The following is a 17,789-nucleotide window of genomic DNA, read 5'->3' as shown; positions in this document are numbered from 1 at the left end:
TCGACAATCCCAAATCCATCTATTTTCATAAGAAGCAAGCTTCTTATATGGAAATATCTAGCAATAGGCATAAATTTTTATTATAGAAAAAAGCAGAGCATATCTGCTCTGCTTTTCAAGTTATCTGGATTTAGATGTAAATAGCTTTGGAATATCAGATACAAATCTTAATGGCATGCCATTGACAGGATGTTTGAAGTTCAGCTTGCGTGCATGCAGGCAAAGGCGTTTGATGGAACGATCTTCTGCTCCGTACTTTTTGTCCCCTGCAATCGGATGCCCAATATCTTGCATGTGGACACGAATTTGGTTTTTTCGTCCTGTTTCCAGGCTGATTTCCATCAACGTAAAGTCCTTGTTCCCTTGAAGTACTTGGTAGTGCGTCACTGCCTTCAATCCGTCGTTCTCGTACTTACTGGAATACATCTTGTGTGTACTTGTTTCCTTCAGCCAGGAGGTAATGGTTCCTTCTGACTTGGAGACGTCGCCTTCAACGAGTGCAACATAAGCTCGTTCCTTCGTTGTTTGCCACGATTCCTGCATTATCTTTTTAATTTTCTCTGATCTAGCGAATACCATCACACCGGATGTATCGCGGTCAAGTCGGTGGACGACAAATATTTTATTATCACTATGCTGCGCTTTTACATAATCAGATAGCTGGCGGTAAGCTGTATTCTCTTTTTCATTGTTGGAAGCAATTGACAAAAGCCCTGAATCCTTCTCGATTACAATGAGGGTATCATCTTCATACATAATCGTAATGCCCTGCAGGGGTGCTGCTTCTGTTACTGTATCTGTTCGGATAGTTACTTCTTGTCCTGGTAGCAGTTTGTCATTAAATTGCGTGGAAACACGCCCTTCAATGGAAACCTGACCGCGGGCCAAGATAGATTTCACTGAGTTACGGCTTTTGCCTACAACCTTTAAAAGGAAAGACAATAGCTCTTCTTCTTCTGTTACGTTATATACTTTCGGCTTCGCAGGCTGGAACCCGCGAGAGCGTGGACGTTTATTTTTCATAATTAAATCCTTTCTATGCCATTCGTTATGGCGTCATGGGTGCATCCTTTCATCTTAATTGTTCTCGATTGGAAATACAAGCACTGCTCTTGAAGATAAAGGGATTTTATACAGTTTCCTATACATTTTCCCCAAAAAAATATAAGATTAACAGTATAGAACAGCAGGAGTGAAGGACAATGAACATTGACGGATTGGAGTCGTTTCTTTCAGTTGTCTCCAATAAAAGTATATCAAAAGCATCAAAAGCCTTACATATTACACAACCTACATTGAGTACACGAATACGAAAACTGGAGGAAGAACTTGACTTCGTCTTATTGAAACGGAGCTGGGACGGGATCGAACTGACCGAAGAAGGTTATTTTTTCCTTCCCTATGCGATTGAGCTTCTCGGGGAACTGCAGGATGCATCGTTTGCACTTACTGGTGATAACAAAATAAGCTATCAGTTGCTAAGCAGTATTACAGCAGGCAAGGATGAATTGCGGATTGGAATCAACATTTGGCTTGCACCGGTATTCAACCACATTATCATCCCCTACATGCAGGAACACTTCCCGCACATTCCATTCAAATTCATTACAAGACCAACGAATGTCCTGAAGAAGCTTTTGGAATATGGCAGCATCCAGTTTTCTATCCATTATGAAAATAAAGCAAAGACTCCGTTCCTCTGTGAGCAGCTGCTCCAGGACGAGTTAGTTTTCCTTTGTCATAAGGATGATGTTCCAATTTTGGGTGGCAAGCTCGTTAATTCAATCAAACTCGATAAGAAATTGATTGTCTTCGAGCACGCAGCATTGACGAATAACTTGGATAAAATCAGCTCCCTTTTAGGGTTATTGCAGGCCAAAGACTATCAGATGGTCGATGATGTTCAGAACATGCTTGCTTTTGTAGAAAGCGGCCATGGATTTACAGTACTGCCTCGATCGATCTTGTATCATATTAGTGAACAGAGAATGTCCAATATTGTCATCATTCCGATAGACGATTTGAATTATACGGCGTCTGTAGCACTTGAATATCGAGAAAATAGCCAATTTCAGGAACCTATTAACGGTTTGACAAAGGAATTGAAACGGTTCGCCCAAATCATGTATAAGGAAAATGAGCTAAGCGAATGATTCGCTTAGCTCTTCTCTTTTTATAACAGTATTGCGGCCGGAACGTTTCGCTTCGTAAAGAGCTTCATCCGCTTGACCAATGAAATACGATAGCTGCACACCATCTGATATAGCAGCACTATATATACCAATACTTACAGTCACCCTATCTGCTACCGGTGAAAAGGCATGGACAATACGAAGCTCCTGCACCGCCTGTCGAATTGCCTCGGCCAGTTCGTCCAATTTCTCAGACGGCTGATCAAAAACAGCAAGCACAAATTCTTCTCCTCCATACCTGGCCCAGCCAGCTGTAGGAATCATTGTGGTCTGATAGATACTTTGTGCCACAAGACGCAGTACCTCATCTCCTCGCAAATGCCCATAATGATCGTTATAGCTTTTGAATGCATCCACATCCAGCAATAATAAAGAAAGTCGTCTCTTTGACTCATCAGTCATTACAGAATTGATATAATCCTGAAAGCCTCGTCTATTTGGTACACCCGTCAGCTCATCCAGCATTGCTTGTTTCTTCAGTTGCGCGTTCATCACTTCATTTTGGGCAATCTGCGCTTCCAATTCCTCATTCGTCTCTGTCAGCAAGAGCTTATTGTAAAAGTTTACAGCGAACCCCTTGTACAGCAGCTGTGACGCCAACCAGCAAAAGAAGATGAATACTGTAAGATTCGTATAATGACCAGACACCATATCGGCCGACTGCTGGTAAAAAGGCAAGCCAACATAAAGAAAAATAACGTTTGGAAGAGCAAACAGGAGATAATGCCTTCCATTTGACAGAAACAATGTCGATACACACATATAATTCACCACGAATGCCATGACATGGCCGTAATGCAACTGATCCAACAGCGTAACCATTGTCCCCCATGCCAGGAACAGAAAGACAAAGGAATGAATCATAAACATTCTGTAGCCGGTTGATATCTTCTTTTTTTCCATTATGTATATACAAAGCAAGTAGATTGCTGCTGCACTAAATAGTCCGAGATACAGCCCTACATATAAATCAATTCCTTCTGGGAGCTGCATCACAATCAAGATAGCGTCAAAGATTACTATGATGATAGCGAACAGTTTCGTCCTTTTCCAATTCTCCTCTAAGACAACTTCCTTAAACTTCTGCTTGTTTTCCTTAGGGACAGACGGCAGTGTAAAGGCATGTAAGATACCCATCCTTCTCCTCGTTTCTCCATTGAATGAGCTTATTATACAAAAAACCAGACTTTTAGCCTAGCAGATTTCCTGCTTTAATTGATTAGTATGTTGACAATTTTCTGAATATGGTTTAGTTTTTATTAATATTCTTACATAGAAAATGGAGGAGGATGTACATGTGGAGTGAGATCAGTAGTAACCCTGTCATGATCACCCTTTTATTGATTGCTGTGTTAGGTTTAGGAGAACTCATCTCCATTTGGACGAAAGCACGTATTCCGATGCTGCTGGCAGCTTTGCTGCTATACGTTGGCCTTCTTTGGGCAGGAATTATCCCAAATGGACTTATGTCTGATTCAGTCATTACTGCTTTCGGATCCCTGATTGTTGCACCATTCATCGTCCACCTTGGTACACTTGTTCCTTTCTCCTTGATCAAAGGACAGCTGAAACCTATCCTGATCGCTTTGATTGGTTCCCTTACTGCAGTAGCACTAGTATTAGCAATTGTTCCGATATTCTTTGATTATGAGACTGCGGTAGCTGGTGCAGGTCCGGTCGTCGGCGGAATTGTAGCATATCTCGTTACGAGTGAAAAACTGACCGAGTTAGGATTATCCAGCCTTGTCATCATCCCAGCATTAGTACTGAGCATTCATAAGCTATTCGGCATCCCACTTGCTTCCTTCTTCTTAAAAAGGCATGCCCTTGTTGTGAAACAACAAGTACAGGCTCGCCTACACAGCGGTGCAGCTTTGGAAAAAGAGGAAGCTGGAGAAGAACGACCGAATAAAGTAGTCAAAGCCCAGAACGAACGCAAATTACTTTTGCCGGAAAAATATCAGACATCCCTTATTTTCATTCTTCAGCTTTATTTGGGCAGCGGTATCGCTGTTGTTCTTGATGCTGTCACCGGTGTCAACTACACCATCTTCTGTTTGATCATCGGGGTAATTGGTGCCTATATCGGCTTCTATCCTGCCAAGACAATGGAAAAAGCAAATGCAACCGGAATTGCCATGATTGCTGTCATCTTTATCGTTATTTCTTCAATGGATGATGTGACACCAGCTGCTTTGGCCAGCTATATTCCAGAAATTCTCTTGATATGTTTGCTAGGAACAGCAGGTGTAACAATAGGAGGACTGTTAGCTTCCAAGCTGCTCGGGGTCGGAAAGTATCTTGGCATGCCTGTTGCATTGACGGCACTTTTCGGTTTCCCTGCAGACTACATCCTCTGTGAGGAAATCAGCCGCGAGGTCGGAGAAACAGAAGAAGAACGAGAAGCCATCATGAATGAGATTGTGACACCCATGCTTATGGGCGGTTTCACAACAGTGACGACTTGTTCGATTCTGATCGCCACAGTTCTGATTGGAACATTGAATTAAGAAATAAAGGAGAATTATATGAACTCATCTGCATTAAAAGATTATATACAAACAAATAAACAAGACTTCCTGGACCAGCTCTTCACCTTGCTGCGTCAGCGAAGCATCAGTACGCAGAATGACGGAATTGAAGAATGCGCTGGACTATTGAAAGGAATGATGGAGGAACTCGGAATAGAGACAAAAATCATTCCGACGGCCGGTCATCCTGTCGTATATGGAGAATTGATCAAGGATCCGGAAGCTTTCACTTTGCTTATCTATGGGCACTACGATGTACAGCCTCCTGAGCCTTACGATGCGTGGGAATCTCCCCCCTTCGAGCCCCAAATCCGTAACGGCAAAATCTATGCCCGTGGTGTGGGTGATAACAAAGGTCAGCTGATGGCTCAGCTGTTCGGCGTCAAAAGCTACTTAGATACAGTCGGTGAGCTGCCGATCAACATCAAATTCGTCTTTGAAGGCGAAGAAGAAAAAGGCAGTACAAATCTTGCAGCATTTGTAGAGGAGCATAAAGATATGCTGCAGGCGGATCTTGTTTATACATCTGATGGTCCGTCCCATAACAGCTCTTCCCCACTCGTACTGCTTGGTGTACGCGGGATGCTATCCATTCAATTCGATGCTAAAGGAGCAGATCGGGATAACCATTCAGGTAACACTGGAAATATCGTTCCTAACCCTGCCTGGAAACTGATCGAGCTGATGCATACAATGCGAGATGCTGATGGTCATGTCAAAATCGAGGGCTTCTATGATGCAATCCGACCGTTCACAGCTTACGAGGAACAGCTGCTCACAAAGCTTCCTTTTGACAAAAAATCATTAGGGGAAAAAATTGGCTACCCTGCTCTGTCCATGGATGGTCCATCCTACTATCAGAAGATGACTGGTGAGCCTACTTTCAATATCTTCGGTATGGAAAGTGGCTATACAGGAGAAGGAACAAAAACGATCATCCCTTCCACAGCTCGGCTCAAAATGGATATCCGACTCGTCGTCGACCAGGATCCGAACGATATCTTTGAAAAGATTCAAAAACATGTACAAACCTATGCCCCCGATGTAGAGGTTACATACTTGGGCAGCATGCAGCCCTCACGCACAAAAGCGGAGCTGCCGATTGTTCAGAAAGTCATTAGCGCAGTCGAGAATGCATACCAAACAGACCCGCTCATCCAGCCGAGTATGGGCGGCTCCCTTCCGGATTATGTATGGACAGGGATTCTAGGCTTACCATCTATCATCGTTCCTTATGCGAACTTTGATCAGCATAACCATTCGCCGAACGAGAATCTTGATGTAGATTATTTCCTGAATGGCATCAATTGTACAGCTCATGTGATCCATACATTAGGGTCTTCTAAATAACAATCTAATAAATGAAGCCATGCCCGAAAAGGCATGGCTTTTAAAAATATTTACAACCATATTTGAGAATTCCCTGCCTTGTCTAATAAGAATTAACCTCTCTCCTGCATTAAAATGAAAGCGCTTCAACTAAAAGGAGAGGAATGATCACATTGAAAAAATGTCTGCTATTGCTGCTCGTCTTTCTTCTGACATTCGCAATCCCCTTCTCTGCTGATGCCAAGAAACTGCCTAAGAGACAAATGGAATATTTGGAACGTGGCGCTGTTGCTGTCCAGACAGAGGATGGCGTTTTCTTAAGCTGGAGATTTCTCGGGAACGATACGAAAAAAACCTCCTTTCATGTATATCGCGACGGTAAGAAAATCACTCGGAAACCTGTGAAACACAGCACGAATTTCCTGGATAAGGATGGGACTGCAAATAGTGTGTATCGTGTAGAAGCAATCGGAAAAGGCGTAGATCAGGATAAAATCAAAGTATGGCAAAACAATCAGCTGCATATCCCTCTCCAAAAGCCAGCTGATGGCAAAACACCAGATGGGAAGTCCTATACTTATAATGCCAATGATGCCAGCGTCGGAGATCTGGATGGTGACGGAGAATGGGAGATCATTCTGAAATGGGACCCATCAAATGCACAGGATAATTCCCGTTCTGGCTACACTGGCAATGTTTTAATCGATGCTTATGAAATGGATGGGACACATAAATGGCGAATAGATCTTGGTCATAATATCCGCGCAGGTGCCCATTACACACAAATGCTCGTTTATGATTTTGATGGTAACGGAAAATCTGAGCTTGTCGTCAAAACAGCTGACGGAACAAAAGATTCAAAAGGAAAAGTTATCGGCGATCCAGACGCGGATCATCGCAATGCATCAGGCTATATACTCGAAGGGCCGGAATATTTGACTGTATTCGAAGGCAACACGGGCAAAATCAAGCAAACAGTCGACTATGAACCAGCCCGTGGCGACATTTGCGATTGGGGTGATTGCTATGGGAACCGAGGCGACCGCTTCCTTGCCGGAGTCGCCTATCTGGATGGCAAAACACCGAGTATCATTGAAGCAAGAGGCTACTATGAAAAGACAGTAATTGCTGCGTATACCTATAAAGATGGCAAACTGAAAAAGCAATGGATGTTCAATAGCGAAACACCTGGAAATGAAGCTTATGCACAGCAGGGTAATCATAATTTGAGTATCGGAGACGTGGATGAAGACGGCAAAGATGAAATCATCTATGGTGCGATGGCATTGGACGACGATGGGACGGGGCTGTATTCGACTGGTCTTGGTCACGGTGATGCGATGCATCTTAGTGATTTAGACCCAAGCAGACCAGGGCTTGAGGTATTCCAAGTACATGAATCATATCCAAATGAAGCAGGATTAGAGTTCCGCGATGCCCGTACAGGAGAACTAATTTGGGGGATCCCGACAAACATAGATGTAGGACGTGGGCTCGCATCTGATATCGATCCTCGCTATCCAGGAGCTGAAATGTGGGCAATTGACGGCGCATGGAACAGCCCGACAGGCGGACTTTACGCTGCTTCTGGTGAGCAGATCTCAACAAACATCCCTCCTGCCAACTTTGCTATCTGGTGGGACGGCGACTTGACTCGTGAGATTCTTGATCATACTTTTGATGAAAGCATCCAGACTGGTACTGGCTTGATCGGAAAATGGAACCCGGAAACAGAAAAATTGGATACATTACTCGATGCCGAAGGAACTTACTCCAACAATGGAACAAAAGGAAATCCTGCCCTGCAGGCTGATTTAATCGGTGACTGGCGTGAGGAAGCTATCTGGCGCACAGAGGACAGCAGCGCTCTCGTCCTTTATACGACAACAGACATAACCGAAGAAAAACTCCCTACCTTAATGCACGATCCTGTTTACCGCTTAGGCGTTGCTTGGCAGAATGTTGCTTATAACCAGCCGCCTCACACAAGTTATTTCTTGGGAAATGATATGAAACAGCCAGAGATGCCAAGAATTGAAGTGATAAAAGCTAAATGATTGCTGTTTTAAGAGTACAGGATAACCTCCTGTACTCTTTCATTTGGCTTTTCTAATAAGAACGCGCAATAGGCAACAGCATAGAATAAGGTATAACTGCATCAAAGGAGAAGAAAAAATGTATTATAGAAATCCGCCCCACTATCACTGGCACCCAAGTCCAAACGATTGGCGTAATTATCAGTGGCAGCAGCAAATACACGATCACGGAAATTCACCACATGTTGTCGACATCGAACAAGCTACAGAAAATAATCGATTCTTCCGGACAGCTATCTGGACAGGAAAACATCTTCAAGTGACATTGATGAGTATCCGACCAGGAGAAGATATCGGTTTGGAGAGGCATCCGAATGTTGATCAGTTCCTGCGCATTGAATCCGGGCATGGACTAGTCCAAATGGGACCTAGGAAAGACAACTTACAATATCAGCAATATGTCCAAGATGATTATGCCATCTTTGTCCCTGCCGGAACATGGCATAATGTGATAAATGCCGGTCGTACACCTTTGAAGCTTTATACTATTTATGCACCGCCTGAACATCCATATGGCACAGTTCATCGAACCAAACAGGATGCCATGGCTGCAGAGTAGCAATATAGAAATTAAGAAAGACCCACAGCCTTCTATGCTGTGGGTCTTCTTCTCTTTAGCTATACGGATATTGTCTGCGATCGTGCTGAATGCTGATCCATTTTGTCGTTGTGAATGCATCAAGGCTCCAGTCGCCATTCAGGCGGCCAAGGCCGGAATTCTTCACGCCGCCAAATGCGACTGTAGGTTCATCATTGATCGTACCATCGTTAATGTGAATCATACCAGTATCCATTTGTTTCGCAAGCTCCGCACCTCGTTCTACATCTCTTGTGTGGATTGCGCCGCTCAAGCCATAATCACTGTTATTTGCATAAGCCAACACTTCTGCATCACTTTTCACTTTCAGGATGCTAACAACTGGGGCAAACAGTTCTTCGTTTGCAAGTGTCATATCTGGTGTCACATCACCGAATACTACTGGCTCGACAATGTTACCTTCTACTTTACCTTTAATGAGCGGAGTTGCACCTTCTTTGATCCCTTTTTCAATCAACGCTACAGTCGTTTTCACTTGCTGTTCGTTAATAAGAGGTCCGATGATTGTGCTTGGATCTTTCGGGTCACCGCAAGTAAGCGTGGAAACCTTCGCCAAGTATTTTTCGACGAATTCATCATACACATCTTCATGTACGATAAGACGGTTGGCAGACATACAGATCTGGCCTTGGTGCGTGAAACGGCTGAATACTGCTGCACTGACCGCAAGTTCCATATCTGCATCCTCTAAAACTACCAATGCACTGTTACCGCCAAGCTCCAAATGCGCTTCCTTCAAATTCTTACCGGCTACCATTCCGATATGTTTACCGACTTTAGTAGATCCTGTGAAGGAAACAGCACGCGGAATTGGATGCTCTACGAAGTTATCACCAATTTCACTGATTTCTGTCACGATAACATTCAGCAAGCCCTTTGGAAGACCTGCTTCCTCGAATAGCTTCGCAATCATCGTACCACCAGTAATTGCTGTATGTTCGTGCGGTTTCAATACAACACCATTTCCAGCTGCCAAAGCAGTAGCAACAGATTTCATGGATAGGAAGAATGGGAAGTTGAATGGGCTGATAACCCCCACAACTCCAACCGGCACACGATAAACACGGTTTTCCTTGCCATCAATCGGGGACGGCAAAATTTGGCCGTTCATGCGGAATGGGAATGTGGAAGCTTCCTTGATGATATTTGTAACGAGACCGATCTCGAATTCAGCTTTCAGTCTTGTTCCGCCAATTTCTTCGATGATAGTCTCAACAAACGCTTCATGATTCGCTTCAAGATAAGCAACCGCTTTTTCGAAGACAGCACGCTGTGCTACCGGGTTTGTTTTTGCCCATTCTTTCTGAACACGAGCAGATGCTTCATATGCTTCGTTCAAATCATCTAAGCTTGCAGCTTGATAAGTAGCAATTAGCTCACCGTTATATGGATTGCGATTCTCCATGTTCACACTGCTCTGGCCCTCACGCCATTCTCCATTAATATACTGACTGTTCAAATGCTTGAAATTTTCCATGTCCGTCACCTCTATTAGTCTTTGATTGAGATATTCTCTTTTGCTAGATTTGCTAGAGTTTGTACATTAGCGTTAATCTCTTCCATTGTAGCTGTCAGCTCTTCGATGGCAGCTGATTGTGTATCTGATTCTGCATTTGCTTCTTGAATGGAATTGCCCAGCTTACCGATGACAGTCTTGATTTTCTCGGTAATCTGATGAATCTCGGTAACCTGATCCTTGGATCCAGTTGCCATCTTGCGGATTTCATCTGCAACCACACTGAATCCGCGTCCCTGTTCTCCAGCCCGCGCAGCTTCAATAGCAGCATTGAGACCCAGCAAGTTGCTCTGATCCGCTATTCCCTTAACGACGTTAGATACTTCCTCGATCGTATCTACGCTTTCCGTTACCTCTGAAGCTTTTTTAGATATGTAATTCATGCCTTCTGCCAAACCAGAGATAGATTGCGCCATATCCTGGATTGTTGCAGTTACATCGCCAATAACGTCAGAGAGGTTGGAAGCAATAGTAGACAATTGATTCGCACTTTCAATGCTCAATCCGACTCCGACACCGCCTATTACATTTCCTGCTTCATCGTGAAGCGGGATAGCCCGGGCGATAATACTGACGCCAAAAAGCTCCTCCGGTACGACTGCATACTGATTTTTATTCTGGCGGATAGCCGCTGTTACGATATCCCCGTCCATTAATGGATCTCCGGGTGTAACATTCAATGAAAAGGTCTTAGCAGGGAAATTAATAATTAACTTCTCCGTGTTGTAGATACCAATCGTGACATCTTCATTGATTAGATCCTGCAAGTAGGGTCCTACCTTTACAAAGGCGTCCAACTTCGGATGCAATGCCTGTTCCGTCTGCTCATGTACTTGCATACTCATTACATCAAGCCCCTATTCATAAAATTTCACTCTATTACTATATATCGACAATATTCCAGTTTTGTAAAGTGATTTGGTAAAAATGGAATATTAATAAATAAATATTTCCAAGGTATTATTTACTACTCAAGCGGCAAGATGGAGAAATATTTGGTGTTTTATAGACTTTATGACCTATCTCAATAGGAGAGGTTGATTAACATAGGTATCTGCACTCATATGGGCAGACAGTAAACAATGAATGTAGGAGCTTTGCGGATAAAGGCTTATTGGCTTTTGCTTAAAGGGAATTATTTGTGGAATCATTTGATCTGTTTCAGAAGAGATTGTTTCTTGCGCGTCATTATTAAAAAAGGTATTCAGCAAAGATTCTTCAGCTACTGGCATCTCAACTGGTATTTCATTTTGGAAATCTTCTGTCGTATATTTTCCGTTAGTCTCTTGGTAGACTGGGTCTGAACTGCAAATAAAAATGTCTGTACTTTTGTTATAGATACGGATGAGTGGGGGTCTGATGAGGCTTCAACTGTATTACAAGAGAGAAAGATATAGCAGCATATAAGAGAGCTCGCAATAGAAGGTGACTTGCTCTTCATTATTGATAACACCCCTTTTCACTGGATAACAATTAGCATAACAGAACAGCAGACAAACCTAGCATAAATTTATATAAAAAAGCCAGCTGATTGAGCTTCCCCATCAGCCAGCTTCTTTATCTTCTTTTCATTCCTCTTTTACGAGCTCTTATGATACGCCAATATCCGATTTGGAAAAGTACTACCCCTATGACAATTATTACTATACCAGTAATAATCGCAAGCATATCATCTACTTGCCAGAACAATATCAATAGAATACCGATAATTTCCACCAATACTCCCGCTATAATCAGCCATTTGCTCATCTTATTACCCTCTCCTTTACATGAGGTCCCGAGGGTTAATGATAGCAAGAGTTTGATGATCCTGCCACTTTCCGTTGATTTTGACATTTTGCTTGGCGATACCTTCCTTATGGAAGCCTGCCTTTAACAGCACCTTGATAGAGCCGATATTATGCGGCATTACACCTGCTTCTAACCGATGAAATTCCAATTCATCAAAAGCAATAGCCACTACCTGGCGGACCGCCTCTGTCATATACCCTTTTCCGTTCTGTTCCTTATCAAGGAAATAGCCGATCCAGCTGCTCTGAAGATTCCAGCGTACAACCTCCGACAGCATGATAATACCGATAATATTTCCATTCAAAAGAATGACAAAATAATATCCTGTATCCTCAGCAGCAGAAGCAATAGCCCTTTCAATACGCTCCCGCTGACCATCCAAAGTATAAAAGTGTTCATCACGTTTACCCGTATAAAGCTGAAAGAACTCCATATTCCGCAGTTCCAGAGATAAAAGATACTCTGCATCCTGTTCTTTGATTAATCTTACTTCAATCACTACTGTTTCTCCCTTCCTAGCACCAAATTCCAGTTCTCCCCCACTTCTCGGAATCCTAACTTCCGATAAAGTGAGCATGCGCGATAATTTTGTTTGGTCACTACCAAGTAAAGTGTTTGGTAGCCTTGGCGAATTAATGCCTGCTCACTAGACTGTATTAAAGTAGTGGCCATCCCCTTTCCCTGCCATCTTGGAGCTGTGACTACATAAGCAAGCAAAGGAACAGAACGGAAGAGCGTTACCATCGTAACCTTTTAGGAGTTTGAGAGAAATAAGAACAAGAAGGCAGGAATTGACCATACTTTCCATTAATCACAGCCTGTATAAGCCTTTCTGTTATCATACTCCTCATCTATCGTATCTCTGAAGCCCTCGTGAAAAAGATCAGCTAATGCTGTTTTGCTATGCTCATCAACAGGATGAAGACCAGCCAGTATCCTTTCAGCAAACATGAGGTCTTTTCGCATAATCACCCACCGCATATCTTTATATTCGCTTTTCGTAATAGATCACCGTTGCCTGCTCATTCAACGTCTGTATCTTACCAGTCAGTTGATATCCTATTTTTTCATACAAATGACAGTTGCCCTTTTCTTCCCGCAAGGTAGCTAAACGCCAAATCCTGACATCCGGAAACATATTTTCTGCCAGCTTAAGGGCCTGCTGTGCGATTCCCTTCCCTTGGTGGGCAGGATGAATGAAGATCGGACTGATCCAATAAACATCAGGTTCTTTCGAAAAAAGGCAAATGGCGCCCGTAAATTGTCCCTCTGTCAGTATCCTGTAAAATCCTCCGTCTGTTCTGTTAATGCGGTCGATTGTACGTGATAACGGCTCATTAGCAGGGTTTGAAGTCATATCCTGATACTTGTTAAGTAACGGCTTAAAAGCTGCGACCTGGTATTCATGTATCAGCTCCGCATCTGCCTCTGTTGCTTTATGTAATGTGATATGCATTCTCTTACCTCCATCTGAGATAATGTGATCAACTAAGATTAGAGCTCTTGCAGGCTATCAGTTCTCTGGCCTTGATTGTTTCAAGATGTCTATAGTCTTAAGTCCCATCAAGAAAGCCCATATACTGTATACGATCAGAACTCCCCATTCCAACAATTTCATATGACTTAAATCTATACTAGTCATAAACACGATGAAGGTGAGCAATATAATGACGTCAGTATAGTCGAATCGTTTCATCCCTTGTTACCTCCACTTACTAATACTCTTTCTTCCGCCCGAAGCGAAGTACGTATGCAGTCAGTGAAAGTACAATAGCCGCACAGATAAGCAGATCCGGTATCCAGAGTACATAGCCGTCTAAATTGGGACTGATCCCGATCAAATAGATGCAAGCAAACACCCAAAAGCCTAATTCCTTCAACACTTGGATCGTCCGCAACTTGTAACTCCTCCTAAAAGATTGTACCTACTAATACGGAGATAATGTGGAAATAGTTTCAATAATTCCTCTATGTCGATAAGCTATTCCGCTTGTGCACCATATGAGATACTAATAGAGCAAGAAAGGAGATATTGTATGTACGCTTATTTCAATTTTGCTGATGCAAATGGAAAAACACAGCATCGACGTTTCACAGAGCAGCATACACTGCTGACTGCATACACAATAGATGAAGTCATTCCCTGCCTGGAGCAGGTGCAAGTATATACAGAACAGGGATATTACGCTGCCGGCTACCTTTCCTATGAAGCTGCTGGAGCATTCGATCCAAGCTATGTCACTGCTGAAGGATCAAAACTGCCCCTTTTGCAATTCGGTATTTACAAGACCTTTAGTAAAGAGCAGCCAGAATCAATTGGTGAAGCTCCAATTAAGCTGAACTGGCAGCCAGCAATCTCAAAAACAATATATAATCAAGCCATCCAGACGATTAAAGAGGAAATTGCTGCTGGCAATACATATCAGACGAATTATACAATGCGTCTGCGCACAGCCTTTGCTGGTGATTCTGCTGCTCTTTTCCGCCAAATGCAGCGAGCGCAGCGTGCCGATTATACTGCCTATTTGTCGTGGGAAGATACTGCAATTCTATCCGCTTCTCCTGAATTATTTTTCCGCTGGGATGGAGAACGTATTATTACAAAGCCAATGAAAGGTACGATCAAGCGTGGACTTACATACACCCAGGATCTTGAACAGCGGGAAACTCTAGCTGCCTCTGTCAAAGACCGTGCCGAGAATGTCATGATTGTCGATTTACTGCGCAATGATATCAGCCGGGTTGCCAAGCTTGGTAGTGTGCATGTTCCTGCTTTATATACAATTGAAAAATACCCGACAGTTTACCAGATGACTTCAACAGTAGAAGCAGAAACAGTGCCGGGCACAACGATTACCGATATCATGCGTGCCCTCTTTCCATGCGGATCGATCACAGGCGCTCCGAAAGCTAGCACAATGAAAGTAATTTCGACCCTTGAACCAGAACCGCGTGAGGTCTACTGTGGTGCCATTGGCTATATTGAGACAGGCGGTGAAGCTGTATTCAATGTGCCCATCCGTACTGCAATTGTAGACAAAGCAGAAAAACAAGCTACCTATAGTGTCGGCGGCGGTATCACTTGGGATTCTACTGCTGGGGGTGAGTATGAGGAAGCAATCGCCAAATCCTCTGTACTGCAGGAGCAGCTTCCAGATTTCGAGCTGCTGGAAACGCTCGCGTATTCAAGTGGTGTTTTCTTATTGGAGGATAGACATATACGCCGTCTGCTGCAGTCTGCAGATTACTTCAGCATCCCGGTTAAAGAAGCGGCTGTCCGCAAGCTTCTGTATCAACAACAAATTGAGCACCCAGAACAATCCCACCGGATACGTCTTTTAGCTGATCAGAGCGGACAGCTCGAACTCTTTTATAGTGAAATGCCAGCATTGATAAAAAATATACAGTATTTCGCTTTGGCTGCAACACCAATTGACAGGAAAAACCGATACTATTATCACAAGACGACCTTTCGCAAAGTATATGAAGATTACAAGATAAGAAAGTCAGACGTGTTTGATACACTGCTTTGGAATGAGGCTGGCGAGCTGACCGAATTTACAATTGGCAATCTTGTCATCGAACAGGATGACAAACTGTTGACGCCTCCTGTTACTAGCGGTCTTCTGCCAGGTACATTGCGAGAAGAATTATTGGAAAAAGGTACGATTCAAGAAGCTGTCTTGACGAAAGCTGACCTCCAAACTTCCTCTCGTATCTGGCTGATCAACAGTGTTCGAGGCTGGGTAGAAATGGAGCCCGTCCATTAAGGACGGGCTGTTTTTCTCGCTTTCAAAATAATGAATGATGGCCGGCGCAGCTCATGCTCTATCCGTGGCAGCTGAGCAATTGCCGCTTCATTTGGCATTGGCTCTGTTACTTCCTCGAGACTGAAACCATTCCGTATAAGTCCGTTGCATAGCGCAGCAATCGACCGATGGTAATAAACGACGCCATCCACATACCATTTCTGTTCACGTCTGCCTTGTTCCTGATAGTTGTCCACTGCGAAATGAATCCGGTTCCCTTCTGCATCTGCAATCCATTTGTTGCCTTCTTTTCTGGCAGTTACAATTGGATGCTCGGTGGAGAACAAGAGGATACCGTCTTCTTTTAGAGCAGCATGGATAGACTGGATGACTGCATCGTAGTCTGCTACATAATGCATTACTAGTGAACTGACAGCAATATCGTAGCTCTCTATTTTCAACACTGCATCCTCTAATGCTGTTTGAACATATTCGATTGAAGGATGACCATTTCTGGTTTTTGCTTCCTGCAGCATTTTGCTGGATGGATCTATAGCAGTCACACTCGCTGCACCCTGCTCTGCACAATACATTGCCAAGTCTCCCATGCCACAGCCGATATCCAATACATGTTTGCCGTTTAAGTCGGGCAGCATTCGTTTTATCTCTGGCTGCTCCAAAAGTTCATTGTAATTCACTGGATCTTCTCGAAGAGCTTTGTAATTCTCAAAAAACACCTTATTGTCATAAATATTCTGCTTCACAATAACGCCTCCTAAACTATAATCGAATACAATTCTATTTTGGCATCATATAAAAAAAAGACTAGACTTATAATTCAGATTTTTGTATCATTTAGATTGAGGCGTATCTTCTTTAGGTAAACAAAGATCACCTGTGTGACCTATTCAATTTTTATCTTTCAACTTCTCCAGCTCTTTTTTCATCTGTTTCTTCATCTGCTTAAACAGCTTTTCCCGTTCTTTCTTTACTGCTTTTTTCACTGCACGTGAGACAAGCTTCTCCACTTCCTCCGCAGTTACGTTCAATTTCTCTGTTTCTGACTTTTTCTCAGTTTTGGTATGCCCGGTTAGCTGCTGGATAGCATCTGCAAAAGTCATTTTTTCTCCAAGTAATTTCTTTAACTCTTCTAATGTAGCCATATCCTGTTCTGCATATATCCGCTGTCCTTTTTCGTTTCGCTGAAACGGATAATGAGCACTTTCCAATGCAATCGCCCATCTTCGCAGCGTCGAGGTTGTCACATCCAATGAAGCAGCCAAATCCTTTGCAGTATACTGCATTTCTTGTTCAGACAAATCCATTCCCCCTTGCTATATGTATAATTGGAAACACTTTCCTAAAGTATACTATAGGGAAGTTAGAATCCAAAGCACATATAAGCTGATCGTGATTTAATCTAGTAATCCAATATATTGCCGGACTGCCCAAGCTTGGTGCCGATGAAATAATCTGCTTGCTGCTTCTTCAGGATTCAGCCAAATCAATTCATGATCCTCTTCCATTGGTTCTTTCTCTTTAACTCCCAGTGTACAGCTGTAGAAACTCCCTATATTTTGTATATAGTGACTAGCATCTCTGACTTAAAGTATTGTGTTCCTTGACATAGAAATGCTGGCTCGTTTATTGTGTAGCCAGTTTCCTCCATGACCTCTCTTTCCAGACATTCTAATTCATTCTCATCGTTCTCTATTCCACCTCCAGGTAACATAAATAATTGATCGTTTCTTTTACAAATCACGCCTATTTTTCCGGATATGCCCCCTTGCAGAATCCCGTATACAGCCCGTCTCTCTACATAGTTTTTTCCTTGCTCTTTATTACCGAACGCACGCATATGTATCCTCCTTTGCTTTTGTAAACGAAAGTATACAGTAAAAAAGAAAGAGGCTGGGACAAAAGTGTTTTAGCCATATAAAAAACCGAACTATATTGTAAATCTTCATAAGAAGATTTGCATAAGTTC

The 17,789-nt window shown here is 43.0% G+C and carries 19 protein-coding genes and 1 pseudogene; 6 read left to right on the top strand and 14 right to left on the bottom strand.

All coding sequences use genetic code 11. From position 1 onward, the window contains the following. Nucleotides 1–120: 120 nt before the first annotated feature. Entirely contained in the window at nucleotides 121–1,023 is a 903-nt protein-coding gene (locus tag CHH58_RS13730) for an RluA family pseudouridine synthase (protein ID WP_095233368.1), read from the bottom strand. 179 nt (nucleotides 1,024–1,202) lie between these two features. Here CHH58_RS13730 and CHH58_RS13725 point away from each other — a divergent pair, with 179 nt between their 5' ends. Next, nucleotides 1,203–2,153 (top strand): LysR family transcriptional regulator, encoded by a 951-nt coding sequence (locus CHH58_RS13725; RefSeq protein ID WP_095230694.1) that lies wholly within the window; start codon nucleotides 1,203–1,205, stop codon nucleotides 2,151–2,153. Here the strand turns inward: CHH58_RS13725 and CHH58_RS13720 are convergent. Continuing rightward, on the bottom strand, nucleotides 2,142–3,329 hold the full coding sequence (locus tag CHH58_RS13720) for a diguanylate cyclase (protein WP_095262691.1): 1,188 nt from the start codon (nucleotides 3,327–3,329) through the stop codon (nucleotides 2,142–2,144). The genes CHH58_RS13725 and CHH58_RS13720 overlap by 12 nt on opposite strands. Before the next feature lie 158 nt (nucleotides 3,330–3,487). On the opposite strand from CHH58_RS13720, the gene CHH58_RS13715 reads away from it, so the two are divergent. The 4 genes from CHH58_RS13715 to CHH58_RS13700 all read left to right on the top strand — a co-directional run bounded on the left by CHH58_RS13715 (nucleotide 3,488) and on the right by CHH58_RS13700 (nucleotide 8,707). Beyond that, the gene (locus CHH58_RS13715; RefSeq protein WP_095230697.1) at nucleotides 3,488–4,702 is read left to right on the top strand and encodes a hypothetical protein; all 1,215 of its coding nucleotides are present in this window, start codon (nucleotides 3,488–3,490) and stop codon (nucleotides 4,700–4,702) included. An 18-nt stretch (nucleotides 4,703–4,720) separates the two neighbouring features. Beyond that, the gene (locus CHH58_RS13710) at nucleotides 4,721–6,073 is read left to right on the top strand and encodes a M20/M25/M40 family metallo-hydrolase (protein ID WP_095262690.1); all 1,353 of its coding nucleotides are present in this window, start codon (nucleotides 4,721–4,723) and stop codon (nucleotides 6,071–6,073) included. 242 nt (nucleotides 6,074–6,315) lie between these two features. Then, nucleotides 6,316–8,109: a rhamnogalacturonan lyase gene (locus CHH58_RS13705; protein ID WP_095262709.1), complete on the top strand. Its 1,794-nt coding sequence runs from the start codon at nucleotides 6,316–6,318 to the stop codon at nucleotides 8,107–8,109. A 118-nt stretch (nucleotides 8,110–8,227) separates the two neighbouring features. After that, nucleotides 8,228–8,707, top strand: a complete 480-nt coding sequence (locus CHH58_RS13700) for a cupin domain-containing protein (protein ID WP_095262689.1) — start codon at nucleotides 8,228–8,230, stop codon at nucleotides 8,705–8,707. Between the two features lie 55 nt (nucleotides 8,708–8,762). Here CHH58_RS13700 and CHH58_RS13695 read toward each other — a convergent pair whose 3' ends face one another. The 9 genes and pseudogenes from CHH58_RS13695 to CHH58_RS13660 all read right to left on the bottom strand — a co-directional run bounded on the left by CHH58_RS13695 (nucleotide 8,763) and on the right by CHH58_RS13660 (nucleotide 13,951). Beyond that, complete coding sequence (locus CHH58_RS13695; protein WP_095262688.1) at nucleotides 8,763–10,223, bottom strand: aldehyde dehydrogenase family protein; 1,461 nt, start codon at nucleotides 10,221–10,223, stop codon at nucleotides 8,763–8,765. A gap of 14 nt (nucleotides 10,224–10,237) precedes the next feature. Further along, complete coding sequence (locus CHH58_RS13690) at nucleotides 10,238–11,107, bottom strand: methyl-accepting chemotaxis protein (protein WP_141235019.1); 870 nt, start codon at nucleotides 11,105–11,107, stop codon at nucleotides 10,238–10,240. Nucleotides 11,108–11,819: 712 nt separating this feature from the next. Next, nucleotides 11,820–12,011 (bottom strand): hypothetical protein, encoded by a 192-nt coding sequence (locus CHH58_RS13685; protein WP_095230701.1) that lies wholly within the window; start codon nucleotides 12,009–12,011, stop codon nucleotides 11,820–11,822. Nucleotides 12,012–12,048: 37 nt separating this feature from the next. Beyond that, nucleotides 12,049–12,630: pseudogene (locus CHH58_RS13680) on the bottom strand (GNAT family N-acetyltransferase); the annotation flags it as partial. Further along, nucleotides 12,552–12,797: a GNAT family N-acetyltransferase gene (locus CHH58_RS13675; RefSeq protein ID WP_095261034.1), complete on the bottom strand. Its 246-nt coding sequence runs from the start codon at nucleotides 12,795–12,797 to the stop codon at nucleotides 12,552–12,554. The pseudogene CHH58_RS13680 and the gene CHH58_RS13675, both read right to left, overlap by 79 nt. Nucleotides 12,798–12,860: 63 nt before the next feature. Further along, on the bottom strand, nucleotides 12,861–13,019 hold the full coding sequence (locus CHH58_RS18465) for a hypothetical protein (RefSeq protein ID WP_170937633.1): 159 nt from the start codon (nucleotides 13,017–13,019) through the stop codon (nucleotides 12,861–12,863). Between the two features lie 19 nt (nucleotides 13,020–13,038). Further along, nucleotides 13,039–13,509 (bottom strand): GNAT family N-acetyltransferase, encoded by a 471-nt coding sequence (locus CHH58_RS13670; RefSeq protein ID WP_095261032.1) that lies wholly within the window; start codon nucleotides 13,507–13,509, stop codon nucleotides 13,039–13,041. 57 nt (nucleotides 13,510–13,566) lie between these two features. Beyond that, on the bottom strand, nucleotides 13,567–13,749 hold the full coding sequence (locus tag CHH58_RS13665) for a hypothetical protein (protein ID WP_095261031.1): 183 nt from the start codon (nucleotides 13,747–13,749) through the stop codon (nucleotides 13,567–13,569). Nucleotides 13,750–13,768: 19 nt separating this feature from the next. Beyond that, entirely contained in the window at nucleotides 13,769–13,951 is a 183-nt protein-coding gene (locus tag CHH58_RS13660; RefSeq protein ID WP_095261030.1) for a hypothetical protein, read from the bottom strand. A gap of 138 nt (nucleotides 13,952–14,089) precedes the next feature. On the opposite strand from CHH58_RS13660, the gene pabB reads away from it, so the two are divergent. After that, nucleotides 14,090–15,823: an aminodeoxychorismate synthase component I gene (gene pabB, locus CHH58_RS13655; RefSeq protein WP_170937632.1), complete on the top strand. Its 1,734-nt coding sequence runs from the start codon at nucleotides 14,090–14,092 to the stop codon at nucleotides 15,821–15,823. Here pabB and CHH58_RS13650 read toward each other — a convergent pair. From CHH58_RS13650 to CHH58_RS13640, 3 genes are all read right to left on the bottom strand, one after another. Further along, a complete protein-coding gene (locus CHH58_RS13650) occupies nucleotides 15,820–16,566 on the bottom strand; it encodes a class I SAM-dependent methyltransferase (protein WP_095233362.1) in 747 nt (248 codons plus the stop codon). The two genes, pabB and CHH58_RS13650, sit on opposite strands and share 4 nt — an antisense overlap. 144 nt (nucleotides 16,567–16,710) lie before the next feature. After that, the gene (locus tag CHH58_RS13645; RefSeq protein ID WP_170937631.1) at nucleotides 16,711–17,121 is read right to left on the bottom strand and encodes a MerR family transcriptional regulator; all 411 of its coding nucleotides are present in this window, start codon (nucleotides 17,119–17,121) and stop codon (nucleotides 16,711–16,713) included. A 251-nt stretch (nucleotides 17,122–17,372) separates the two neighbouring features. Then, on the bottom strand, nucleotides 17,373–17,660 hold the full coding sequence (locus CHH58_RS13640; protein WP_095262686.1) for an NUDIX domain-containing protein: 288 nt from the start codon (nucleotides 17,658–17,660) through the stop codon (nucleotides 17,373–17,375). Between the last annotated feature and the right edge of the window lie 129 nt (nucleotides 17,661–17,789).

Origin of the sequence: Terribacillus saccharophilus (assembly GCF_002272745.1) — a bacterium.
Classification (GTDB): domain Bacteria; phylum Bacillota; class Bacilli; order Bacillales; family Amphibacillaceae; genus Terribacillus; species Terribacillus saccharophilus_B.
Note: the sequence above shows the minus strand (reverse complement) of the source record. Positions and strands in the feature narration are given on the sequence as shown.